Origin of the sequence: Mesorhizobium sp. M4B.F.Ca.ET.017.02.2.1, from assembly GCF_003998955.1 — a bacterium.
Lineage (GTDB): Bacteria > Pseudomonadota > Alphaproteobacteria > Rhizobiales > Rhizobiaceae > Mesorhizobium > Mesorhizobium abyssinicae.
Window position 1 is genome coordinate 1 of record NZ_RZOF01000021.1, and the last position, 23,363, is coordinate 23,363.

A 23,363-nucleotide genomic window follows, 5' to 3' on the forward strand; every position below is an offset into this window, starting at 1 on the left:
GTGCCAGTGGCGCGCCCTTGCGCTGAATGATGGTGTTGATGCCGACGGTCGTGCCATGCACGAAGCGTGTCATATGGGTCGGATCGAAGCCTTCGCGTTCGGCGAGAAGGGTGAGGCCCGTCATCAGCTCGGCGCCCGGGTCCTCCGGCGTCGTCAGCACCTTCAGGGAGGCGACGCGTCCCGAGTTCGCTTCGAGCGCGCAGAAATCGATGAATGTCCCGCCGATATCGACACCGACCTTCCAGTCGGTTCCGTTTTGCGCCTCACCCCCAGTGATGACCCCATCCATTGTGCGTCCCTTCCTGTCTGCCTGCAGAAAGCTGGCACGGCTGACCGGTCCGGGTCCAAGATGGATGATGGGCAAGCATATAAGCCTTGCTTATGCCTTTGCCTTGTCGCCGCCCAGAACGGCGGAGCAGGCGGCGCGGATCTGGTCGCGCATCATCTCGTCGGCCCGTGCAAGGGCGCGTGTGCGCGAGGTGAGCAGAGCGATGGGAAATTCCGGCCCCGCTGCCAGCGGCCTGACGGCAAGCCCGGCAAACTGGCGCCAAGGCAGCAGGGCGTCGACGAGCCCGATGCCGAGACCAGCCTGGACGAAGCCGACGGCGGAGATGGAGACGTCGATCTCGAGCGAGGGCGAAAGCGCCACGCCTTGCGCGCGGGCTGCGTGGGCCAGTTCGTCGGCGGGACGGGTGTTTCCGCGATAGGATATCAGCTCCTCTCCGGCGAGATCGGCGAGCGTCAACTCGGCTTTCCTGGCCAACGGATGCCCGGCCGGCAGCAGGCAGGCGAAGCCGACACTGCCGATCACCTCCGCCTCGATATCGGGAGGCAGACGGTCGTCCAAGGCGACGCCCAGGCTGGCATCGCCGGCGCGCAGCATGTCGACGATGGCTGCGATCGGCGCCATGTGGGAACGCAGCAGAATGCCTGGATGCTGCGCCCGGAAACTGGTGAAAGCGCGCGGCAATATCGCCATGGCCGGCGGCGGCGAGGCCGCAACGCGCACGAGCCCAGCCCGACCCAGGCGCAGGTCGGTGGTCTTGCGCCGCAGGCCCTCCAGCCCCGCCGACAACCTTTCGGCATCGGCGAAAATTTCAAGCGCCTCCGGCGTCGGCCGCAGCCGTCCCTTGACGCGCTCGAACAGCGTGAAGCCGAGTTCGTCCTCGGTGTGGAGCAGGATCTGGCTGAGCGCAGGCTGGGAGATGTTCAGCATCCGCGCCGCGGCGGTCACGGTGCCGGCGCGCATGACGGCGATGAACACTTCGAGCTGCCGCGCCCGCATTGCCACTCCATAGGTCAAGCTTATGGTTTTCGTCCAAACCCATCTTTGACGCATCGGCGCGGCGCCGACAAGATCGGTCAAAATTCGGGCACTGTTTGCGAGGGGCCGCTATGGATGTGATCGTGCTGGGCGGCGGCCTGATGGGAACGGCTTCGGCCTATTTCCTCACCAGGCGCGGCGCGCGCGTGACGCTGATCGAGCGCAACCGAATCGGTACCGGGGCAACCATCGCCTCCTTCGGCAACATCCGACGCACCGGGCGCCATCTGTCCCAGCTTCCGCTGGCCCACCGCTCGCTCAAGCTGTGGGGCGAGGCCGAAAGGCTGCTCGGCCGTGACGTGGAGTTCCGCGCCACCGGACACATCCGGCTGATCTTCGATGAGGGCGGTCTCGCCGACATGCGGGCCTATGCCGACACGGCGCGACCCTGGGGGCTCGAGCTGGAGGAACTGACCCCACGAGAGATCCGTGTCCGCTTTCCCGGCCTCGGCCCCGAAGCGATCGCTGCGTCGTTCTCGCCGCGGGACGGCAGCGGCAACCCGCGGCTGATCGCGCCAGCCTTTGCCGAGGCGGCCCGCGGGCTGGGCGCGGAAATCATCGAGGAAGCCGAGGTCGAGAGCGTCAGCCGCGATAATTCCGGTTTCCACGTCGCCACCTCGAAGGGTGCGTTCGCCGCCGAATGCCTGCTCAACACCGCCGGCGCCTGGGGCGCGCGCATCGCCGCACAGTTCGGCGAAGAGGTCCCGCTCGAGGCCCGCGGCCCGCAGATGGGCGTGACCGAGCCGCTGCCGCACAGAATTCTCCCCGTAGTCGGCATCTGGACCCGCGACAAGGAGTACGGCGCTTATCTGCGCCAGGTCGAGCGCGGCAACATCGTCTTCGGCGGCGCGGCCGAAAGGGTGCCGGTGGATCTCGAACCCGGCCATGCAAGAGCCGACCCCATGCGCCTGCCGTTACAGTTGCGCGCCGTCGCACGGCTGCTGCCGGCAATCGCGAAGGTCGCGGTCATCCGCACCTGGTCCGGCTGCGAGGGCTATGTGCGGGACATGCTGCCGGTGATGGGATGCTCGGCGACGACGCCGGGCCTGTTCCACGCCTTCGGCTTTTGCGGACACGGCTTCCAGCTCGGGCCGGGCGTCGGCGATGCCTTGGCCGAACTCATCACGACCGGCCGTTGCGAAACGCCGCTCGATGATTTCAGGATCGATCGCTTCAGCCGCGCGGCCTGAAGGAGTGAATTGACTTCGATTGGCCTCCCGAGGCCACGGGAATGACCGTTTTTCGGAAACGCCGGAACTTTACCGCACCGGCCCATATGAGACGCAAAACCGCCGTTCGTTTGACGGCTCCCAGCGGTCCACCGCAAGTCAATCAACACGATGCGCCGAGGTTCGGCCAAAGGCGATTTGGCCAATCGAGAGAAGAAATCAACACTAAGTTATTGATAAATAACGGCAATGGTGTGCCGTCGACGTTTTCGGTAGCAAATCAACACTTTAGCGGCTGGTTCACCAACCCATTTTCCTTCGATGATCTCGTATGGTCTGGCGAACCTCTTAAACCGCCCACTGTTGGCAGGACAGCTGGCAGCTGTTCCGCGGACCAGGAATGAGGCGCCCATTGTGCCGTAGCTCAACATTCCTTGACATCGGGTATTTATCCGAAATTATGTAGGAAAGAAGGATCGCAAGCATGACGGGAATCACGCTTTCGGGCGTATCAAAGCACTTCGGCGCCGTCGAAGTGATCCGTGACGTGAGCCTGGACATCGAGCCGGGAGAACTGGTCGTGTTTCTCGGTCCGTCCGGTTCCGGCAAGACGACGCTGCTGCGCATGATCGCCGGCCTCGAAAGCATTGACGTTGGCACGCTGACGATCGACGGGGTGCGCTCGGAGAACCTTGAGCCGGGCAGGCGCAACGTTGCGATGGTCTTCCAGAATTATGCCCTTTACCCACATATGACGGTCGCGGAGAACATGGCCTTTGGACTGAGGAACATTCGGGTCGCGCCGGATGTCATCCGCCAGCGGATCGCCGAGGCCGCGCGTATCCTGGAGATCGAAGCGCTGCTTCACCGACGGCCGTCGCAGCTCTCCGGCGGGCAGCGCCAGCGCGTGGCCATCGGGCGTGCGATCGTCAAGGAGCCCAAGGCATTCCTGTTCGACGAGCCACTCTCCAATCTGGACGCGGCGCTTCGCGCCCGTACACGCGTTGAGCTTGCCGAACTGCATCAGCGTTTGAAGTCGACGATGATCTACGTCACCCACGATCAGGTGGAGGCGATGACGCTCGCCGACCGCATTGTGATCCTCAACAATTGCCGGATAGAGCAGATGGGAAGACCCGTCGATGTCTATGCACGTCCGGCGTCGCGATTCGTCGCGACCTTCGTCGGGTCGCCGGCAATGAACATCCTGCCTGTTACGGTTTCGGGCTCAGGCGACAGGCTCAATGCGCGCTTGACCGATGGATCGCTCGTCGAACTTCCTGGCACGCCGGCCAACATGGATTGGCGCGAACTCGGAGTACGGCCGGAGTCTCTGACTGTCGTCGCTGAGGGCAATCAAACATCCGCCACGGCCACCGTTGTCGAGCGCCTTGGCGAGCGAACGCTCGTCTATGCGCGGCTCGCGGATGGGACGCAGGTGACGGCACAGGATCGCGGGCTTTCGAGCGTCAAACCGGGCGACGCCGTTCGGCTGAAGTTCGACACCACGGCCCTGCATCTCTTCGCCGCGGACGGGTCGGCCTGGCACGCACGCGCCGACGGAGACTGAACCCGCCGAGCCGGTCGTGCCCTCCGGCATCTTGCCGGGGCTCTAGCCCTTGATACCTGCCGAGAGCGTTATCGCTTCGGTCACCCGGCGCTGGAAGAAGAGGTAGGCCAGTGCCACCGGCAAGCCGGCCAGTACGGCCGCCGACAGCTGGCGTGCGTAGTAGACACCGAAGGCGTCGTTGACCTGCGTGATGCCGACCGTGATGGTCATCATCTCGGTGCGGGTCACCGAGAGGAACGGCCACAAGAAGGCGTTCCACGTCCAGATGAAGCAGACGATCGACAGCGCCGTCGTTACCCCCCAGTTCATCGGCATGTAGATCTTGAAGAGGATCCCGAATTCAGACGCATTGTCCATGACCGCAGCCTCGCGGAAGTCCTTCGGGACCTGATCGAAAAACTGCTTGTACACGATGATGATGACGGGGTGGATGAGCTGCGGCAACATGATTCCGGCCCAGCTGTTGAGCACGCCGAGGTTGGCGACCAGCACGAAGTGATTGATGATCAGCGCCGAAGTCGGCACCATGAAGGAGGCAAGGATCAGCCACCAAAGCGCGATCCGTCCCGGGAACCGCAACTGCGAGATTGCGTAGCCGCACAGCATCGAGATGAAGATGGTGATGACCGTCACGCCGACCGCGACCGCCACTGAATTGACGTACCAGGCGCCGATCTGCGTGGTGGTCAGGGCGCTGATGTAGTTCTCCAGCGTCGGCGTCTCGGGCCAGAGTTCGATGTAGGGCCGCACGACCTCGTCGTCCGGTTTGAGCGATGAGATCACACCCCAGTAGAGCGGAAACGCCCATAGGACGGCCCAGACGAGCGTCAGTGCGGTGATGATCCCGCCCCAGAAGTTCCAGCGTTGCGCAGCCGCGGCGTTCATCGGCGCCGCCTTTCGGCGAACCGGAGCAGTTGGAATTGCAGGACCGAGACGACCACCACAAGCACGAAGAGGGTGACGGCGACGGCCGCCGCCCTGCCTCCCTGGTTCTGCTGGAAGGCCTTCTGGAAGACGTAGTAGACGAGCACCATATTGTCGTTCGGCCGGCCGCCGATCGAGAACAGATAGACCTGGTCGAAGATCTTGAGCTGCAGGATGAGCTGGATGGTGAACACCAGCGAGGTGATCGGCCACAGCAGCGGCCAGGTGATGCGCCGGAACGTGGTCCATCGCGTCGAGTTGTCGAGCGCCGCGGCTTCGTAGATCTCCGCTGGTATGGACCGCAGCCCGGCAAGGAAGAGGAGGATCGAGAAGCCCGCGGTCCACCAGATTGTCACTCCGGCCACAGCCGGCAAGAACCAGACGCGCGACTTGAAGACCGGCACGCGCGGGATCCCGAGCCAGTCCAGCACATGCATCGCGATCCCGAACTGGAAATTCAGCGTCCAGTCCCAGATCAGGTAGACGACGGACACCGGCAGGATGTAAGGCAGGAAGAACAGCGCCAGCACGATCGACTGGAAGCGGCCCTTGAGCCGCGACACGCCTAGCGCGATCAACAGGGCGATGAGTGTCCCTGGGACGACCGTCATCAGAACGAAATAAGCGGTGTTCCAGAGCGCGCGCCGGAACATCGGGTCGTTGTCGAGCCGCAGGTAGTTGTCGAGACCAACCCACCGACCCGCGCCGATCAGCGGCGCATCGGTGAAGGAGATGCGGAACATCTGGACCATCGGATAGACGAACGCCAGCAGATAGATCGCCAGGAAGGGAGCGACCAGCACCAGCACGACAAGACGTTCAGTGCGGGAGTTGCGAAGCATGGCTCTTCCTCAAATATGACTGGGACCGCTCTGGACAGGACGGTCCCAGCCTTTGAGCCCTACATGCTGTTCAGCTCATCCTTGATGGATTTCACCGCCTCGCCGGGGTCCATCTCTCCATTGAGGGTCGGCACAAAATAATTGGACATGATGTCGAAGATCGGCCCGGCGACACCAGCCTTGGGCGACTTCGGATCGAAGATCATGTTGGCCGTCAGCGTCGAGTAGGTCGCATTGGGCTCCATTGCCTTGTATTCAGCCGTTTCGGTGACTGGCTTGTAGGCCGGGATGTGCCCTGCCGTGGCCCAAAACAGCGAGTGCTTGTCCATCCAGGAGATCACCTCGAGAACGGCGGCGCGCTTTTCCGGGCTGATTTCCTTGCCCTTGTTCTTCGGGATTGCGAATGAATGGCTGTCCGCATAGGTGCATGGCTTGTCGAAGATCACCGGGATCTCGACGGCGCCCCAGTCGAACAGCTTGCCTTGCTTGGCGAGGTCGGTCATCGTGGGAACTTCCCAGACGCCGTTGATCATCATTGCGGCCTTGCCCGAGGTGAACAGGGCGACGGTCGCGGGATAGTCCGTATAGGTCGACTGCAGCCCGGCCTTCGTCCACCCTTGCAGAACCGCTAACGCTTTCGCCAGCTTTTCAGGATTGTCGCCGGCGAGGAACTCGTTGCCCGTCAGAAGCTCGCCGCCTTGCTGGCACACCAGCGAATAAATGGTGCGGTACATGAAGTTGCCGTCGGCGGTGACGCTGCCCAGCGGGAACTCGACGCCGGCATCCTTCAACTTCTGCAGTGTCGCGGTAAATTCCTCCTTGTTTCTCATACCCACGGGACGGCCGTCGTCGCCGAGCACGCCTGCCTTCTTCAGGAGGACGCGATTGTAGTACAGGACGATCGGATGGGTATCGAGCGGCACCGCGTATTGCTTGCCGTCGACCGTCACGGCGCCCATCGTCGTCTGGGCGAAGTCCGAGGCCGAGAGGCCCATCTTGCTCATATCGTCGGCGGTGATTTCTTCGAGAATGTCCTGGCTCACCGCCAAGGGGATGCGGCTGGCATGATAGGTCATGACGTCAGGCGCCTCACCGACAGCGGCCGAGGTCTGCACCTTCGCGTAGAAGGGCGTGCCCCACTCCAGCGTCGTGGCGTCGATCTTGATCTTGCCGGCGTGGGCGGCGTTGAAGTCGGAGATCATCTGCTTCATGCGCACACCGTCACCGCCGCCGAGGAAATCCCACCATGCGACGGTTTCTTCGGCCTGGGCCGCGACGGCCCAAAATCCTCCGGCCGCAACCACCGCTAGGGCCATCATCTTGCGAAAGTTCATCTCAGCTCCTCCCGAGTACGGCGGTTAGATCCGCCTTGAACGTCTCAATGCTACACCAAACCGAACCGCCTGCAACGGATTTTAGGGTATATATCAGATAATCGGATATTAACTCAGAGCGTCACGCGGACCATCGAGTAGGAATGCGGCGGCAAGTTAAGTGTCATTCCCTTGCTGGTGAGCGCTGCCCCGTTGCCTTTGACAGGCGATACGTTGTCCGGTGCGTCCTTCGTGTTGCAGGCCTCGAGATCGTCGTGACGGATGATCGTGTGCTCGATGGACTTGGCGGCGAACCGCTCGAGGGCGACGTCGGCCTCTATCGCCTCGGACCCGTGCCGGTTGATTGCAAAAAAGGTCAGCGTGCCGGCGCTCGAATCGTGCACGCCTGCAATGTCGAGCCACGGCACTTTGTCGGCCGCGGCCGCGTCATAGGTAGGCACCTCGACCGCGAGTTGCAGCGCGGTGCCGCGGCCGTGCCTGGAGGCCAGCATAAATGGCCAGTAGATCGTTTGCCGCCAGGCGGCGCCGCCGGGATCGGTCATGATCGGCGCGATCACGTTCACCAGTTGCGCGATGCAGGCGATGCGAACGATATCCGATCGGCGGATGAAGGTGTTGATGATGCAACCTACCTGCAGCACGTCCTCCAAATTGTAGATGTCTTCCAGAAGCCTGGGCGCTTCCGGCCAGTCCCAGCCGCGCATGCGCTCGGCGTCCTGCTTGCGCTGATGGTACCAGACGTTCCACTCGTCGAAAGAGATCTTCACATTCCGCTTCGAGCGCGTCTTGGCCTTCACGTAGTCGATGATGCCCGCGACTGTGCCAATGTAGCGATCTAGCTTGGCCGGAAGAGCGAGATATTCGGCCGTATTCTTCTCGTAATTCTCGAAATACATGTGGAGGGAGATGTAGTCGACCTGCTCGTAGGTCGCTTCCAACACCGTCGCTTCCCACTGCGGATAGGTCGGCATATTGGAATGCGACGAGCCGCACACGACCAGTTCCACCGTCGGGTCGAGGCCGCGCAGCGCCTTGGCTGTCTCGTTGGCGAGATGGCCGTATTCGCTGGCCGACTTATGGCCAACCTGCCAGGGACCGTCCATTTCATTGCCGAGACACCAGAGGCGGCAGTTCCAGGGTTGCGGGCGTCCGTTCTTGGCCCTGAGGTCGGACCAGTAGCTGCCGCCCGGGTGATTGACGTATTCAACGAACGCCCGCGCCTCGTCGAGGCCGCGCGAACCGAGATTGACGGCAAGCATCATCTCGGTGCCGGCTTTTTCGGCCCAGTCGGCGAATTCATGGATGCCAACCAGATTGGGCTCCGTGGTGCGCCACGCAAGATCGAGCCGCCGCGGGCGGCTCTCCTTTGGCCCTATGCCGTCTTCCCAATTGTAGGCGGATACGAAGTTGCCACCGGGGTAACGGCAGATCGGCGTGTCGAGCGCACGCACCAGCTCGATCACGTCCTTGCGCATTCCCTCTTCGTCCGCTTGCGGATGTCCGGGCTCGTAGATGCCCGTATAGACCGCCCGGCCAAGATGCTCGAGAAAGGAACCGTAAAGACGCTTGTCGATATCCGCGACGGCATAGGCGGCGTTCGCCGTGACTCTGGCCTTCATGATCCCTCCCACTGCGGACTATCAATCCGACTTTCCGATTTATATCCGGGTCATGGGTCAGTTAAGGGTGGAGTTTGCCCGCCCGTCAAGGGCCTGGAGCAATTCCAGGAAAGATGTGTGCGGCTTTCCTGGAAAACCCGTAGCGCTTTCTGTTGGAATACGTCCAAACAAAGAGTGGAGCAGTTCGCAGCTTCCGTGAGACCCGTGATGCCCTTAGGCCTTCAGCAGGCGCAGAACGATGTCGTTGCTGTAATTGCCGAAGCCGCTACCGAAGATGTTTATGCCGCCGGGGTGACGCGCATCTTCCTTCACGCCGATTCGTATCCGGATCGAGCGGTGCCGCTCGAGCTCCAGATCAGCCAGCGAGCATTTGGAAACCTTGTTGTTGTTGCGATAGGTGCCGTTGTTCGTGACGCGCCAGTGTGCGAGGTCGCCATATTGCGATCCGGCCAGCTTCCACCAGCCGGGCGTATGCTTGCCGCGCTTGTCGCCATAGTCGGCCGGCGCCGTCCAGGTATCTATCTCGTGCCCGTTGATCGCTACCGTGATGTCCGATGGCCAATCCTTCGATGTGCCCGGGACCTCCGACGAAAGCTCCATCGCTAGTTCCAATCCGCCGACCTTGGCATTGGCAAGCGTCGCATTGTTGGGAAACTGGTATTCGACGAAGCCGCGCGTGAACCACAGCAGCCCTGCCCGCATACGGTCAGGATCGAGAAAGGTGTCGGGCACATCGAGAAGTCCGATGACGCCGTCTTTTGAACACAGGCCGCAGGGAGCGGAAACTTCGCATCTCGTATAGAGTCCAAGCGGCATCGCCACTTCTATGACGCCGAGATCCTGCGCCGGGGTGCGGTCCTTAAAGACGACAACCAACTCGGAGAAAGTCGAATAGCAAACCTTCTGGCTTCCCTTGCGCGCCTTCTGCGATTTCGTCTCGATCAAACCGACATCGACAAGAACCTGGATGTTTGCGGAAATCGTTGATTGCGGAAGACCCAGTTCTTCGGCCACTTGATTGACGTTTTTCGGCCCCTTGCGGTGCAGCAGATCGAGAATCCGGACCCGGACCTCGCTCGCGAGGCTCTTCAACAAGTCAAGCCGCTCAAGCGGATCGACAACCATGATTTCATTCGACATATGGCCCCGCACTCGTCACACGAGGTTATGTATCAGCAGATCAGATACAAATAAAGACGGTGGCGTTATGCTCCCCTAGGGCCAATTTCGGATTCCAGGCATCCGAACAAGGCTCGCTCGCGCCGTTTCTCAGGCTGAAATTGTTCCGACTGGCGGGAGGGTCGTCCCTTGCGAGAGAAGAGCAACGCAGGCTTGCGGCGATCTTGGCTTCCGACGTGGCAGGTTTTCCGCCGCCAGGATCTGGCTAACCGGGCGAAGGAGCTGGCGATAAGTAATTGATAAACAACGACAATGGTGGTGCTGGCAGTCATATGCGAACCAGCCTCTGCGCCGATTTCCCTGTTAGGCGTCTAAAAACAGCGAATTTACAGAGTCTTTAGGCGCGCGGGCTGGTTTTAACGCGAAATAACGACGTTGATTCAATCCGTTATATGGATTTTCCCTAGGCAGCCTAACAGGGAAAAGCTTGAGCCAAACAGGGAAACCTCCGCCTTAAACAAACGGTGATCCACTGTGGGTGCCAGGTTTCGACCATGCCAAGCTGTACCGCTTCGACCTTAGTCCTTCCCAACACGTGAGGGGGTTTTCTCCGAAGCGGCAATCTCCTGAAGGGCCGATCGCAAAAATGCTGCCGCCGGCAACAAGGGTTTATCGAGCCGATGTGCAATATACGACCAGTTCACGGTCCTGCCGTCCTTCCCCAAAGCTGCCGCCGGAAGCGGCACGAGCCGCCCTTCTTTGAAGTCGTCCGCAATAAGCCATTCGGGAAGCCTGCCCCAGCCGACACCCGCTCGTATCAATTCGAGCTTTTCCGCCTGGCTCCCCACACGCCATCTTCGTTGCGACAAAACACCAAAGTCCATTCCTTGCGTGCGGCCGCTGGGATCGACCAGCACCACCTGAACGAAATCCGCGAGATCGACCGCACTCACTCGGGCTTCCTTGGCGCGGCTGGCGAGAGGGTGAGTGGCACCAACAACAGAGGTCAACGAAACGGGCGTGAGCGCCTCGAACTCCAACCGCGAATCTCTCAGGTCTTCGCCCACTGTGATCGCAATATCAGCTGTTCCGCCAAGCAGCGCATGCGCGGGTTGTCCCAACGTTCCACTACACAGCTCTACACTCACCGATGGAAAAGCGGCGTGGAGCCGGCCGAGCGCCTCGCCGATGATTGAAACGGGAAACAGCGTATCCGCCATCACGGTGAGTTCGATTTCGAGTCCGCTTCCCATGCCTCTTGCCTTGGCGCGCAGCAGGTCCGCCCGCAGCAGCAGCGAGCGACTGTCCTCCAGCAAAGCCCGACCTTCCACGGTCAGGACCGGCCGATGAGAGTTCCGGTCGAAAAGCGGCGTGCCCAGTTCCATTTCAAGATTCGCCACCGAATGGCTTACCGCGGACTGCGCGCGCCCCAGCCTGGCCGCGGCCAGGCGAAAGCTGCCGGCTTCCGCCACGGCGACAAACATGCGTAGTTGGTCAAGCGTCAGAGCGTCGAGCATGATCGATTAGATAGATCATGCTTAGCGAAATTTTAGCAATCCCATAGATCGACAGAGCATGGCATTGGTTCCGCATCCACAATGACGTCGGAATTGAAATGAGCGAGCATCTCAAACTTGCGGTGCTGATCGGGAGCACCCGTGAACAGCGATATGGAGGCAAGGTCGGACATTGGTTCGCGCGCGAAGCTCGCGAAGCCGGCCAGTTCGACGTTTCAGTCATCGATATCGCCGAAATCGAGTTGCCGCCTCTCCACCCCACAGAGCCTACGCCGGCCACCAGCGCGCTTATGCGCCAGCTTGCAGACGCCGACGCTTTCGTGGTGGTAACGCCCGAATACAATCACAGCTATCCGGCCCATCTCAAACACGCGATAGACCAGGCGAACGAGGAATGGCACGCAAAGGCCATCGGGTTTGTGTCATATGGCGGTGTCTCCGGCGGGCTGAGAGCGGTGGAGCATCTCAGGCAGGTCTTTGCCGAGCTTCACGCCGTCACCGTCCGCGATGCCGTGAGCTTCCACGCCGTCTGGGAGCATTTTTCCGGCGACGCGGGCCCCTTGAATCCCGACAGGAGTTCGGGAGCGGCAAAGACCATGCTGCATCAGCTCAAATGGTGGGCCACTGCTCTGAAAGAGGCGCGGTCCCGCCTCGCCTACACCGTCAGTTGATGGGCGTTGCGATGATTTCGCAGAGATTGACGGCGGCGGTGCTGATGTCCGCGGCCATGACGCTGGTCGGGTCCGGCGTCGTTGCGTCCAAGGTGATAGCGGGCGGGATGCATCCACTTCTGGCGGTGCCCCTGCGGTTCCTGATCTCGACCCCGATCTTCATTGGCCTCATCTATCTGACAAGGACCGCTACCCCTCGGCTGACGGTGCGCCAGTTCTTGATCGTCGCGCTCCAAGCCGCCGCGGGAAGCGCCGGCTACAGCATCCTGATGATTGTCGCCTTGGCGATGACAACCAGCGCAAGTGCAGGCGTCATTCATGGCTTGCTGCCGGTATTGGCCGCCCTCGTTGCAACACTTGCCTTGGGAGAACGGCTAAGCGCCAGGCTTTGGGTCGCCATCGCTGCAGCGACGTCAGGTGCGTTGCTGGTCAATTTCTCATCCTCAAGCGGGATGGGATTTGATGTCAGGCAATTGATGGGAAACTTGTTCGTCGTGACCGCGGTCTCGGGAGAGGCGCTGTTTGCGATCCTGAACAAGAGAATTGGGATACCGCTGCCGCCCCTCTACCTCGCGGCCTTGATGAGTGGCATCTCGCTGGCCCTGACACTGCCGCTCGCCGTCCTTGCGTTTATGTTTGGCTCGGTGGAGTACACCGGTCCAGCCTTGCTGGCGACGGGCTATATCAGTGTGTTTCCGACGGTTCTTGGGTTTTGGCTCTGGTATTCAGGTTCGTCAAGAGTCACCGGCGGCGAAGCGGGCATCTTCATGTCCGTCCTGCCGGTCGCCGCACTACTTCTCTCCTACCTTTTCCTTGGGGAAGCGATCCGGCCAGGCCACATCGCCGGGATCAGCCTGGTGTTGATCGGAATTGCGGCTTCGGTTTCACGGTTGGGCCGCGGAAGCCCTTGAGTAGCAGGCTTGTCAGAGCTTATCGCAGGCGACCTGTGCTGCACTCCTCCGTCTTTGATTCCGTCAACCGAGCAGCGCGTTTCCAAACGACTGGCTACGGCAATTGCAGAGACGAGGCCGGAAATCGGGGTATATCGGCCCACAAAGGAACGTCTCCGCCAATTGTTGCGCGAAGCCGCCACTTTCCCTCAAAAAATGAAAGCGCCCTTCCCACTCACCTGGGCATCGAACACACGGTAGGCATCCTCGGCCTGATCAAGACGCCAACGGTGTGTGAACAGGCGATCGAGGTCGAGATTGCGGGAAACAACGAAGTCCGCGCACGATTTCTGAGCAACGGTCGACATCGTGTAGGAGGTCATGACGGTGATCTGGCGATCAAGCATGGCTTGGGTATCGACTGTTACCTTTCCGCCAATTCCGACCATGCACACTTTGCCCCAAACGGCGATAGCTTGCAGCCCTGCCGCAGCGGCCTGGGGCGAGCCGGAGGTTTCTACCACCATCTCGACCCCCTGACCGCCGGTCAGTTCGCGCAGAACCTCGGCGACGTTGGCCTCGCGCGCGTTGATTGTTTCGTCAGCGCCGAACTGCCTCGCCATGGCGAGGCGGTCATCATCCAGATCGATCGCGATCACACGCGAACCGCGGGTAGACGCCAGGAGAGTTGCTGATAGCCCGACAGGGCCTTGGCCGAAGACAGCGATCGTCTCGTCTCCTCGCGGCTGCAGTCGTTCCAAGCCACCCCACGCTGTCCCGGTTCCGCAAGCGATGGCGGCACCGGCTTCGAAGCTCAACGAGTCGTGCAGCGGCACGAGTGTATCAGCAGAAACCTTCATATAAGGAGCGTGGGCGCCATGCGCATTGGCACTGTACGTCGTGCGCGTGATCGGCTCGCAAAGTTGTGGCCAGCCGGTCCGACAGTGACGGCAAACGGTGCAACCATGGTAATGGTGCACCATCACCCGATCGCCTACCAGGGCGACATGTCGTGGTACGCCTCGACCTACGGCCGCCACGATACCAGATGGCTCGTGACCGCCGATCACGCGAGACTCAGGCGGGCGGCTAAGGTCTTGTGGCGCCCGATAGGGGTGGAGATCGCTGCCGCACATTCCCGAGGCCTTGATCTCAACAACAACCTCGCCATCTCCAGGTGTTGGGTCATTGACTTCGACCAGGGCCAAGCGCCGTTCGCCCAAAAAAACAATGCCCTTCAATTCCGCTCTCCCGCGATATCGATGTTGCCGGAGGCGTCGCTATCGAGCTGTTTCCGCCAGGTTCAGCCCGTTGAGCGCACCTACGTGGTCGCTCAGCATCGGAACAAAATCACTCGCGTGTCCAATAGCTTCCACATGGGCGTAGTAGTGCCTTGCGGCCGAGGCCATTATGCTCACCACCTGCGCTTCGGCAGCCATGGTGGTGAAATAACGGAGGTCCTTAGCCGCATTGGCGATCGTGAATTTGTGAGCGTCGCGGTCGCGATCCACCACGTACCGCATGAAGGTGTCGAAGAAGCCGTTGCCCATGCGGCTCGGGCCAATCACGTCACGAATGACCTTCGGCGCGATGCCGACCTTGGCGCCAAGCACCACCGCTTCCGAGAACAGTGCCCCATACGACATGCCGATGAAGTTCATCAAAAGCTTCATCTTGTGCCCACTGCCTACAGGCCCGACATGGGTGATCGTGCCGGCCCAGCATTCAATGATCGGACGGACGACTTCCAGCAGGTTCTCGTCGCAACCGACCATCGCGTCGAGTGTACCCGCCTCAGCTTCCTTGGGCGTGCGCCCCAAGGGGGCATCGACCAGTCGAGCACCTTTTTCGGACAACTCCGCTGCGAGCTTAGCCGTGGAACCGGGATCAGCGGTGGAAGCGTCGATGACGATCAGTCCGCTTCGAGCGCCGGCAATGATCCCGTCTTCGCCCCGGACGACGCTTTCGACATGGTGTGAGCTGGGGAGGCATATTTGGATGACGTCACACTTGCCTGCCATGTCTTTTGGGCTTGCGGACTCTTGGGCGCCTATCGAAATCAGGCTTTCGACCGACGCGCGATTAAAGGGGTCGCGGACCCACATTTCGTAGCCGCCTTTGCGTATGTTTTTCGCAATCCCATGGCCCATGAGGCCAAGACCGATAAATCCGACAACGGGTCTGTCGCTCATCAAATCATCCTTTTCTGCTCGTCCGCTCATGGAATGCCCGCGGCGCCGTTTCTTTTTGTCATCGATGGCGAGCGAGCCATGAAAGATCTGGCTTCGCACCGCCTTGCGGCAGGTATTCCGCTCCAATCGGAGCGACCCAACCCAGTTCGGCTATGCGCGGCAGGACGTGGGCGTAGTCGAGTTCGCCATGGTCTGGTTCACCGCGATCCGGCACTGATGCGATTTGGATATGCCCAACGAACGGAAGCAACGACACAAGCCGCCTCGTCACATCTCCCTCCATGATCTGAACATGGTAGCAATCGAACATCAGCTTCAGGTTGGGCCGACCGACCTCACGGATGATATCCATGGCTTGCGACGTTGTGCCCAGGAAGTAGCCAGGGGCATTGTAGTGGTTCAGCGGTTCGATCAGAACAGTGATCGTATCGCCGGCCGCATCGCAGGCATAGATAAGGTTTTCGGTGAATGCGGCTCGGGCGCGCGGTCCGCTGCAGTTTCCGGCCATGACGTGGACGGCCGAAGCTTTGATCTCGGTGGCATAGGCAAGCGCCTCGTCGATTGCCGAACGTGCTTCCCCCTGACGGCCAGGCAAGGCTGCGAGACCATTTTCCCCGGCTCCGGTTTTCCCCCGCCTTGTATTCAGACCGAGCATGGAGAGGCCGGCGTCTTCCAAGGCGGCCTTCGTCGCAGACGCTGGAGTATCAAAGGGCCAATGGCATTCAACCGCGTCGAATCCGGCTGCGCCGGCGGCGCGAATAGCCTCTGGCAGCGAACGGTCTGACCACAGAAAGCCTAGATTGGCCGAGAACTTCATGCGTCCCACTCGATATTGAAAGCAGTGACCACTTCACGAATTTGCGGGCCGGTGAGCAGGCGCGGCCCAAGGCCGCGCAACAGCAGAGCAAGACGCGCCGTGGCTTCCAATTCCTCGATCGCATTGCACGCCGCTTCGACATCTTTCCCGGCAACGACCGGCCCGTGGTTGGCGAGCATCACGGCGGATCGCTTGCCGGCCAAACCGCGAACCGCGTTGCCCATCGCCGGATCACCGGGGCGGAAGAACGGCAACAGTTTCACGCGGCCGAGCTGCATCACGGCATAAGGTGTCAGCGGCGGCAGGAAATTGTCTTCATCGAGATCGCTCAGCATCGACCAGGCGACCGCGTGACAGCTATGCAAATGCACGACCGCGCCAGTCTGATTTCTGGTTTCGTAGAAGGCGGAGTGGAGCGGCATTTCCTTGGTGGGAGCATCGCCGTCTATGTGTCGCCCCTGCGCGTCGAAATGGCTGAGACGGCCTGGGTTGAGCCGCCCGAAACTGGTGCCGGTAGGCGATACCAACAGACCCCCGTCGTCCGTTCGAGCCGAAATATTACCGGTCGAGCCGTGTGTCAGCCCTCTGTCGAACATCGACTTGGCCAACGTGCATATTTGTTCGCGCAGGCGAGCGTTCTGCGTCACTTGTCCAACACCTCCAGCGCATGACTGAAAAAGGCTTCACTGCCAAAATTCCCAGACTTCAACGCCACGGCAACGTCATGGCCCCCCGTTCGGGCAAAGCACCACGGGACCCCCGGCGCGATTTCGATTCCAACATCGAGCTTGGTTATACTGAGCGCCTTGGCGACTGCTCCAGACGTCTCTCCGCCGGCCACGACGTAGCGTCGTGCACCGAGTTCACGAGCTTTGACGGCGCAGGTGGCCAGAGTGCGTTCGACCAGCAGGCTGGCCCGATCAACGCCAAGGGTTTCTTGCGCCGCCCGAACGGCACTGGGCTCAGCAGTCGCATAGACAATCGGGGCTGCATCCGGCGCTTGTTTCGACAACCAATCCAGAACCTCGTCCGAGCCGTTCTGCGCGATACGGAGAGGATCCAGCCGGAAGCCCGGCCGACCACTTGCGAGATAGGCCGAGACTTGTCGGTTTGTCATGGCCGAACAACTGCCCGAAAGAACGATTGCCATTCCGTGTTCGGCGCGTCGCCTTTCTCTCTCCTCGTTTCGGGTGAGAACACCCTTGTCCAGCCATATCTGCGGCAAAGGCATGGCCACTGCGCTTCCGCCAGTCAGGAGCGTCATGTCGTGGCAAGCAAGGCCGATGGTGCGGAGATCGTCATTGGCGACAGCGTCTATGACGACGTGGGCCACCCCCTCGGCATGGAGTTGCGCGAGTCTTGCGCGGAGCGCCTCCGGACCTGTCGCCACAACGAGCCTGTTGGCCAGTCCGACGGCCGCGGTCACCTGCGGTTCAAGGAGCCTCATGAGGTTGGAGTCCCTCATTGGCGTCAAAGGATGATCCTTCATGGAGCTTTCGGAGAGCGGTTGCTCGCCTACGAACAGATTTCCCATGAAGATTGCGCGGCCATTTTCGGGAAAAGCCGGGCAGTAAATGGTTTGGGTCGTTCCGAGCGCCCGCATGAGCGCCTCCGCCACAGGACCTATATTGCCACGCGGCGTCGAATCGAAAGTCGAGCAGTACTTCCAGAAGAACCGCTCGGCACCCGCCCGACGCAGCCAATCGAGAGCGGTAAGGGTCTGGTTGACGGCTTCCTCGGTCGGGGCATTGCGGCATTTGAGGGCGATGATCTCAAGTGCGGCAGTGTCCGTGGGGGACTCGTTGGGCACGCCCATGCGCAACGAAACCCGGACTCCGGAGCGCGCGAGAAGACCGGCCAGATCGGTCGCACCAGTAAGATCATCCGCAATTGCGCCGAAAAAGGTGGTCATGGCCTCCAGCCCGTCTCCCTATCGGCCGTCTCGGGCATCTCCTGCCTAGGCAGTTTGAGGCCAGCGGTACGAGCATAAACTTTCGCCACTGCGGCGTCGTCCTCGCGTCCCAGGCCCATGCCTGCCGCCGCAATGAATTGCTGCAGGACGGCTGCCGTTATGGGTGCCGCAAACTTAGATTTCCGAGCAACGTCCAGTACAATGCCGAGGTCCTTCGGCCAGATATCGATCGCCGAGCGCGGCGTGTAGTCGCCTTCAACCACGTGCGGAGCCCTATTCTCCAGCATCCAGCTTGTACCCGCGCAAACCGGGATCACCTCTAGAAAGGTCTCTGGGCTGATACCTTGGGTTATGCCGAAGGTAATCGCTTCAGCCATCGCCGCTATGTGGATCCCGGCCAGCATCTGGTTGACCGCCTTCATCGCGGATCCAGCCCCAGCGCTGTCTCCCAATTCGAAAACCTTTTCGGCCATAGCGTCGAGAGCAGGGCGAGCCGCAGCGAAGGCTTGCGGTGCGCCGGAGGCCATGATGGAAAGTCTGCCATTCGCCGCCTTCACCGAGCCTCCTGAAATGGGTGCATCGAGAAAATGCAGGCCACGCGTCGCGCATCGATAGGCGACGCTGCGAGCATAGTCGGGGGCGACCGTGACACACATGATCACGACTGCACCGGGTGCCAGCTCAGACACCAGCCCGCGATCACCGAACAGCACCTCTTCGGTTTGATCTGAATTCAAGACAACAACGACAAGGGCATTCAGCTCAGCGGCGGCGGATTTGGGATCCACTTTCGATCCTCCCAGGGCACGCAAGCGTTCGACTGCTTCTGCGTTGACGTCGGCGCCATACACATCGTGGCCCGAACGAAGCAGCGACGTGGCAATGCCGAACCCCATCGAGCCAAGTCCAACTACGCCTACTTTCATGACCTGTGGTCCGCTTCGATTGGTCAAGTGTTGCTACCTCTAATCGCGGCTATTACCGCCTCGGTGACCTCCTGGGTTGTCGCAGTCCCGCCGACATCAGGTGTCAAGACCCCGGCTGCGCAGACCGTTTCGATCGCTTTCATCAGGCGGGAGGCCGCATCGATCTCCCCGAGATGCTCGAGCATCTGGCAGCCGGTCCAGAAGGCAGCAACCGGATTGGCGATACCCCTTCCGACGATATCGAAGGCCGAGCCGTGAATGGGTTCGAACATGGAAGGAAACCGTCGCTCTGGATCGATATTTGCCGTTGGGGCCACGCCCAGGCTGCCCGCAAGGGCTCCGGCAAGGTCAGAGAGGATGTCCGCGTGCAGGTTCGTCGCTACGATGGTGTCCAAGCTTTCGGGATACAATGTCATCCGGACGGTCATCGCATCGACGAGCATTTTGTCCCAGGTTACGTCGGCGAATTCTCGCGCAACCTCCGCCGCGATCTCGTCCCACATGACCATGCCGTGCCGCTGGGCATTTGATTTGGTCACGACAGTGAGCAATTTGCGGGGGCGGGACTGCGCCAATCGGAACGCATAGCGCATGATGCGCGTGACGGCGTGGCGCGTGAAGATGGCGACTTCGGTTGCAACTTCTTCCGGCATGCCGCGGTGGACGCGTCCGCCGTGCCCGGCATACTCACCTTCCGAGTTCTCGCGAACGATGACCCAATCGAGATCGCCAGGCCCCCTGCCGCGCAAGGGACCGGAGATACCCGGCAATATCCGCGTTGGGCGCACATTCGCGTATTGATCGAAGCCTTGGCAAATCGCCAGTCTAAGTCCCCAAAGAGTGATGTGGTCAGGGATCTGGGGGGCGCCGACCGCGCCGAAATAAATCGCGTCGTGGGTTTTAAGTTGCTCAAGCCCATCGTCCGGCATCATTTCGCCGTGGGTCTTGTAGCGCTCTGAACCCCAATCATAGCGCGTGACGTCAAGGCAAAAGTCGCCTGCCCGCCGGCTCAATGCCTCGAGCACTTCGAGCCCTGCGTCGATGACCTCAGGGCCGATCCCATCAGCCGGGATCGCGGCAATTGAATATTGTCGCATCACAGTGGCCGACTTCCGTACCTGGGCAAAGCGGCGGCTTCTTCCTCGAACCCGTAGACCGACTTCACTTCCAGATACTCTTCCAGCCCAAGTTCTCCCATCGAGCGCCCGATCCCAGATTGCTTATATCCGCCCATGGGTGTCACGGAATTGCTAGCCGCGCCGTTGAAGCTGACGCGCCCGGCGCGCAACCTGCTTGCGAATTCGTAGCCCTTCTTGCGGTCGCGACCGAAAACATATCCGCCGAGGCCATAGGGGCCGTCGTTGGCGATCTGCACCGCTTCCTCCTCGCTGGAATAGGGGATCACAACCAAGACGGGTCCGAAGATCTCTTCCTTGGCAATCGTCATATCTGGGCTCACGTCGACGAATACGGTCGGCTGCGTGAAATAACCCTGCTCGTGTCCATCGGGCCTGCCGAGGCCGCCGCAGACCATCCTGGCGCCCTCTTCCAGGCCATCTCGAATGTAGCCTTGGATGCCTTCGGATTGCGCTTGGTTCACAACCGGTCCCATCGTCGTGGTTGGATCGCGCGGATCTCCAATGCGAAATCGACCGACTTCGTCGAGCAGAAATGGGATCACGCGATCCATCTGGCTCTTGTGCACGAGCATGCGGCTTGGCGCGTGACACGATTGCCCGGTGTTGAAGAAGCAACGCTGTATGTTCCAGCGCGCGGCTCGCTCGAGGTCCGCGTCTTCGAGGACGATGTTGGCTGATTTCCCTCCGAGTTCCAGCGAAACGCGCTTCACAGTGTTGGCAGCCGCTTCACTGACCTTGATGCCGGCCCTTGTAGAGCCCGTAAACGAGATCATGTCGACGTCCTGATGCTCGGACAGCGCCTGGCCGACGACGCTGCCCTTGCCGAGTACCAGGTTGAAAACACCTTTTGGCACTCCGGCCATCTCGAACACGCGCGCAAGCATGACCGCGCTGACGGGAGACGCGTCCGAAGGCTTGAGGACCACGCTACAGCCCGCGGCAAGCCCGTAGATCGCCTTGATGGTTGGCGTCTGAACCGGCCAGTTCCAGGGCGACACAAGTGCGCAAACGCCGATAGGTTCGCGACGGATGATCGTATCGGCCAACTGCGTTTGAAAGCTGTAAGTTTTCAGGAGATCGCGAGCCACCTTCATGTGGCCAACCGGGCCAGTTGCCTGGGCTTTGGCACTAACCGGAATACCGACTTCCTGGGCCATCACATCGGCAATTTCGTCGACGCAGGTTTCGTAGGCGGAGATGATGCGGTCGAGCAATTCGATCCGCTCGATGGGTGTCGTCACCGAATAGCTTTCGAAGGCGCGTCGTGCAGCCGCAACAGCTTTGTCGACGTCCTCGGCGCTGCCACCGGTCGCCACCGAAGCGAAGGGCGTCTCCGTCGCGGGATCGATGAGCTCTCTGCGACCTGAATGGGCGGGGTCCACCCATGCGCCGTCGATATAATGTTGGCCGTAGTGTTCCATGATTGCCCTCTGCCGGCCTTTTCGTCAGAAGCTGTGCGTGTAGCCACCATCGCAAGCGATGGTTTGGCCGGTGATGAACGAGGCAGCCGGCGTGGTCAGAAACATGATAAGCCCTGCAAGGTCGGACGGCACGATGGTCCGCGGGATGCATTGGAGATCGATGTTGCGCTGGCGCACTTCGGGCGTCAGGTTCGTCATGCGCTCTTCGACCTCCGTCTCGACTGTGCCCGGGCGAATGCAGTTAACGGTGACCCCGTGCGGGCCGAATTCTCGGGCCAGCGAGTTGCTCATCCCGATCAGCGCCGATTTGGACGTCACGTAGTGAAGGTAGTTCTTCGTGCCGCGATGCACGGAGTCGGAAGAGATGTTGATGATGCGACCGAACGACTGCTTCTTCATCGTCTCGGCTACCGCGCGAGCGCACAGGAAAGCGCCCGTAATATTGACGTCCATGACACGCCGCCACTCTGCCAACGGGATCTGGTCGAAGGGTCGCTTTGCAAGGCTTGAGAAGAGCGAGGCGTTGTTGACAAGCGCGTCCAAGCGGCCGAATTCATCAACGACTGCCTTGACCATCGCGTTGACAGACGCTTCGTCGGCGACATCGACTGATATCGGTTTCGCCTTTAATCCTTCGGCTTGGATTTCGGCCGCAACTGCCTTGGCGCTAGCGGCGTTTACGTCTGCGATCACCGCAACCGAACCAGCCGCAGCGAACTGTCGAGCGAGTTCACGGCCGATTCCCTGGCCTGAGCCAGTGATCAGGACGACACGATCTTTCACGCTGAAGTCTCGCGCCTCTCGATTGACGCTAGACACCCGATCCTCGACATCGCTCGTATCCACCTGTGTTCCTCCAAACTTTCTGGCCGTCAGTGAGTTATGGTTCAGCTCCAACCGAGTTGGCAGCGGAACATACGAGCTACACTGCCGACCGCACGTGTCGCATTGTGAATTCACCGGAAAGCGTTCGCGGCGGCAGTTGCCGCGCTCATCAGGAAGCCAGTGTCGCTTCCCGCGGAGACGTATCGCCCTCCAATCGCAATCATCTCCCTGGCTATATCAGGCCGAGAGTTCAGCCCTCCGACGCCAAGATGCTTGCCCTTAGCCCGACAAGCCGCCGCTACATGGGCATAAGCTTCGCGAACCTTGGGGTGATCGAGCTGGCCCGGCACGCCGAGTGAGTTGCAAAGATCGTTCGTGCCGACCAGCAGCATATCGATGCCTTCAACCGAGGCGATTTCCTCGGCGTTTTCCACCGCTGTGACGGATTCGATCATGCCGGTCACAAGCGTCGATTCGTTCAGCCGCCGCATGACCTCGCCGGCAGGTCCACCGCGGAACAGAGTGTGAGGGCTGGTCGCCAGGAGAGAGCGGTCCCCTAAAGGCGAAAACCGCGCCGCCTCAACGACCTGCTCTGCCTCGGCCCGATTCTCGATATGGGGAACGATAATCCCTTGGGCCCCCGTTTCCAGCGTCCTGCCAATCTCCGCCTTGTCCTTGCCGGCGACGCGAACCATAGGCGTCACGCCGAGCGCAGTCGCTGCGATGCAGATCTGGCTCACCGTCTCCAGTGAGAAACTGCAGTGTTCCAGATCGACATAAAGGCAGTCGAAGCCTGCACTCTTCGCGATTGCCACTACTTCAACGCCGCGCATGAGCCGAACGACCATGCCGACGGCAAGTTCCCCTGACTCCATCTTGGTTTTCGCCAGGTTTTGCGGTGAGATTTCCAGACTGGGCATAAAGAATCCAAAAATGACAATGCAGTCGCGTCGCACTATCGCGCCGCTGAAGAGGCATTCGCTCAAGACTTTGAAGCCAACATGCGGAGGTATCAAGTGCTCCCCAAGCGCCATCGACGCCGGGAATAACAAGACGTTATAGCTACCAAACACTACGGATACGCACTGGCACTGTTTTGCGTTATTTGAGGGCAGCCAAATAACTTCGAACATGATGACGTAAGAGGAGCGA

Annotated in this window: 22 protein-coding genes; 4 read left to right on the plus strand and 18 right to left on the minus strand. The window is 60.7% G+C overall.

Annotated elements, in window-relative coordinates:
- The coding region (locus EN738_RS04860; RefSeq protein ID WP_281034304.1) for a hydantoinase/oxoprolinase N-terminal domain-containing protein at nucleotides 1–289 on the minus strand (289 nt) is incomplete at its 3' end.
- Nucleotides 290–379: 90 nt separating this feature from the next.
- Entirely contained in the window at nucleotides 380–1,285 is a 906-nt protein-coding gene (locus EN738_RS04865; RefSeq protein ID WP_127282713.1) for a LysR family transcriptional regulator, read from the minus strand.
- 110 nt (nucleotides 1,286–1,395) lie between these two features.
- On the opposite strand from EN738_RS04865, the gene EN738_RS04870 reads away from it, so the two are divergent.
- Both EN738_RS04870 and ugpC read left to right on the plus strand, forming a co-directional pair.
- Nucleotides 1,396–2,514, plus strand: coding sequence for an FAD-binding oxidoreductase (locus tag EN738_RS04870; protein WP_127282714.1), 1,119 nt, complete (start codon nucleotides 1,396–1,398; stop codon nucleotides 2,512–2,514).
- A 463-nt stretch (nucleotides 2,515–2,977) separates the two neighbouring features.
- Nucleotides 2,978–4,063, plus strand: a complete 1,086-nt coding sequence (gene ugpC, locus EN738_RS04875) for a sn-glycerol-3-phosphate ABC transporter ATP-binding protein UgpC (RefSeq protein ID WP_127282715.1) — start codon at nucleotides 2,978–2,980, stop codon at nucleotides 4,061–4,063.
- Between the two features lie 42 nt (nucleotides 4,064–4,105).
- On the opposite strand, the gene EN738_RS04880 is transcribed toward ugpC, so the two are convergent.
- The 6 genes from EN738_RS04880 to EN738_RS04905 all read right to left on the minus strand — a co-directional run bounded on the left by EN738_RS04880 (nucleotide 4,106) and on the right by EN738_RS04905 (nucleotide 11,418).
- Nucleotides 4,106–4,948 (minus strand): carbohydrate ABC transporter permease, encoded by an 843-nt coding sequence (locus tag EN738_RS04880; protein WP_127282716.1) that lies wholly within the window; start codon nucleotides 4,946–4,948, stop codon nucleotides 4,106–4,108.
- Nucleotides 4,945–5,829: a sugar ABC transporter permease gene (locus EN738_RS04885; RefSeq protein ID WP_127282717.1), complete on the minus strand. Its 885-nt coding sequence runs from the start codon at nucleotides 5,827–5,829 to the stop codon at nucleotides 4,945–4,947. The genes EN738_RS04880 and EN738_RS04885 overlap by 4 nt, the downstream gene beginning before the upstream one ends.
- A gap of 59 nt (nucleotides 5,830–5,888) precedes the next feature.
- Complete coding sequence (locus EN738_RS04890) at nucleotides 5,889–7,163, minus strand: extracellular solute-binding protein (RefSeq protein WP_127282718.1); 1,275 nt, start codon at nucleotides 7,161–7,163, stop codon at nucleotides 5,889–5,891.
- Nucleotides 7,164–7,276: 113 nt separating this feature from the next.
- Nucleotides 7,277–8,782, minus strand: coding sequence for an alpha-N-arabinofuranosidase (locus EN738_RS04895; RefSeq protein ID WP_127282719.1), 1,506 nt, complete (start codon nucleotides 8,780–8,782; stop codon nucleotides 7,277–7,279).
- Nucleotides 8,783–8,995: 213 nt separating this feature from the next.
- Nucleotides 8,996–9,922 carry a transcriptional regulator gene (locus tag EN738_RS04900; protein WP_127282720.1) on the minus strand — a complete coding sequence of 309 codons (927 nt, stop codon included), beginning with the start codon at nucleotides 9,920–9,922 and terminating at the stop codon, nucleotides 8,996–8,998.
- A gap of 557 nt (nucleotides 9,923–10,479) precedes the next feature.
- The gene (locus EN738_RS04905; protein ID WP_127282721.1) at nucleotides 10,480–11,418 is read right to left on the minus strand and encodes a LysR family transcriptional regulator; all 939 of its coding nucleotides are present in this window, start codon (nucleotides 11,416–11,418) and stop codon (nucleotides 10,480–10,482) included.
- 98 nt (nucleotides 11,419–11,516) lie between these two features.
- Here EN738_RS04905 and EN738_RS04910 point away from each other — a divergent pair, with 98 nt between their 5' ends.
- Together EN738_RS04910 and EN738_RS04915 are read left to right on the plus strand one after the other, a co-directional pair.
- Complete coding sequence (locus EN738_RS04910) at nucleotides 11,517–12,089, plus strand: NAD(P)H-dependent oxidoreductase (protein WP_127282722.1); 573 nt, start codon at nucleotides 11,517–11,519, stop codon at nucleotides 12,087–12,089.
- Between the two features lie 11 nt (nucleotides 12,090–12,100).
- Nucleotides 12,101–13,000: a DMT family transporter gene (locus tag EN738_RS04915; RefSeq protein WP_189605760.1), complete on the plus strand. Its 900-nt coding sequence runs from the start codon at nucleotides 12,101–12,103 to the stop codon at nucleotides 12,998–13,000.
- A 188-nt stretch (nucleotides 13,001–13,188) separates the two neighbouring features.
- Here EN738_RS04915 and EN738_RS04920 read toward each other — a convergent pair whose 3' ends face one another.
- The 10 genes from EN738_RS04920 to EN738_RS04965 all read right to left on the minus strand — a co-directional run bounded on the left by EN738_RS04920 (nucleotide 13,189) and on the right by EN738_RS04965 (nucleotide 23,344).
- The gene (locus EN738_RS04920; protein ID WP_127282724.1) at nucleotides 13,189–14,220 is read right to left on the minus strand and encodes a zinc-binding dehydrogenase; all 1,032 of its coding nucleotides are present in this window, start codon (nucleotides 14,218–14,220) and stop codon (nucleotides 13,189–13,191) included.
- A gap of 39 nt (nucleotides 14,221–14,259) precedes the next feature.
- Nucleotides 14,260–15,171: an NAD(P)-dependent oxidoreductase gene (locus EN738_RS04925; protein WP_127282725.1), complete on the minus strand. Its 912-nt coding sequence runs from the start codon at nucleotides 15,169–15,171 to the stop codon at nucleotides 14,260–14,262.
- 58 nt (nucleotides 15,172–15,229) lie between these two features.
- The gene (locus EN738_RS04930) at nucleotides 15,230–15,988 is read right to left on the minus strand and encodes a TIM barrel protein (protein WP_127282726.1); all 759 of its coding nucleotides are present in this window, start codon (nucleotides 15,986–15,988) and stop codon (nucleotides 15,230–15,232) included.
- Nucleotides 15,985–16,635 (minus strand): aldolase, encoded by a 651-nt coding sequence (locus tag EN738_RS04935; protein WP_127282727.1) that lies wholly within the window; start codon nucleotides 16,633–16,635, stop codon nucleotides 15,985–15,987. The genes EN738_RS04930 and EN738_RS04935 overlap by 4 nt, the downstream gene beginning before the upstream one ends.
- A complete protein-coding gene (gene otnK, locus EN738_RS04940; RefSeq protein ID WP_127282728.1) occupies nucleotides 16,632–17,900 on the minus strand; it encodes a 3-oxo-tetronate kinase in 1,269 nt (422 codons plus the stop codon). The genes EN738_RS04935 and otnK overlap by 4 nt, the downstream gene beginning before the upstream one ends.
- Complete coding sequence (ltnD, locus tag EN738_RS04945; RefSeq protein WP_127282729.1) at nucleotides 17,897–18,826, minus strand: L-threonate dehydrogenase; 930 nt, start codon at nucleotides 18,824–18,826, stop codon at nucleotides 17,897–17,899. Before ltnD ends, otnK begins: the two co-directional genes overlap by 4 nt.
- Before the next feature lie 23 nt (nucleotides 18,827–18,849).
- The gene (locus tag EN738_RS04950) at nucleotides 18,850–19,923 is read right to left on the minus strand and encodes a tartrate dehydrogenase (protein ID WP_127282730.1); all 1,074 of its coding nucleotides are present in this window, start codon (nucleotides 19,921–19,923) and stop codon (nucleotides 18,850–18,852) included.
- On the minus strand, nucleotides 19,923–21,386 hold the full coding sequence (locus tag EN738_RS04955; protein WP_127282731.1) for an aldehyde dehydrogenase family protein: 1,464 nt from the start codon (nucleotides 21,384–21,386) through the stop codon (nucleotides 19,923–19,925). The genes EN738_RS04950 and EN738_RS04955 overlap by 1 nt, the downstream gene beginning before the upstream one ends.
- 24 nt (nucleotides 21,387–21,410) lie before the next feature.
- On the minus strand, nucleotides 21,411–22,232 hold the full coding sequence (locus tag EN738_RS04960) for a glucose 1-dehydrogenase (protein WP_127282732.1): 822 nt from the start codon (nucleotides 22,230–22,232) through the stop codon (nucleotides 21,411–21,413).
- 110 nt (nucleotides 22,233–22,342) lie between these two features.
- Nucleotides 22,343–23,344 carry an aldolase/citrate lyase family protein gene (locus tag EN738_RS04965; protein ID WP_245494367.1) on the minus strand — a complete coding sequence of 334 codons (1,002 nt, stop codon included), beginning with the start codon at nucleotides 23,342–23,344 and terminating at the stop codon, nucleotides 22,343–22,345.
- Nucleotides 23,345–23,363: the final 19 nt, after the last annotated feature.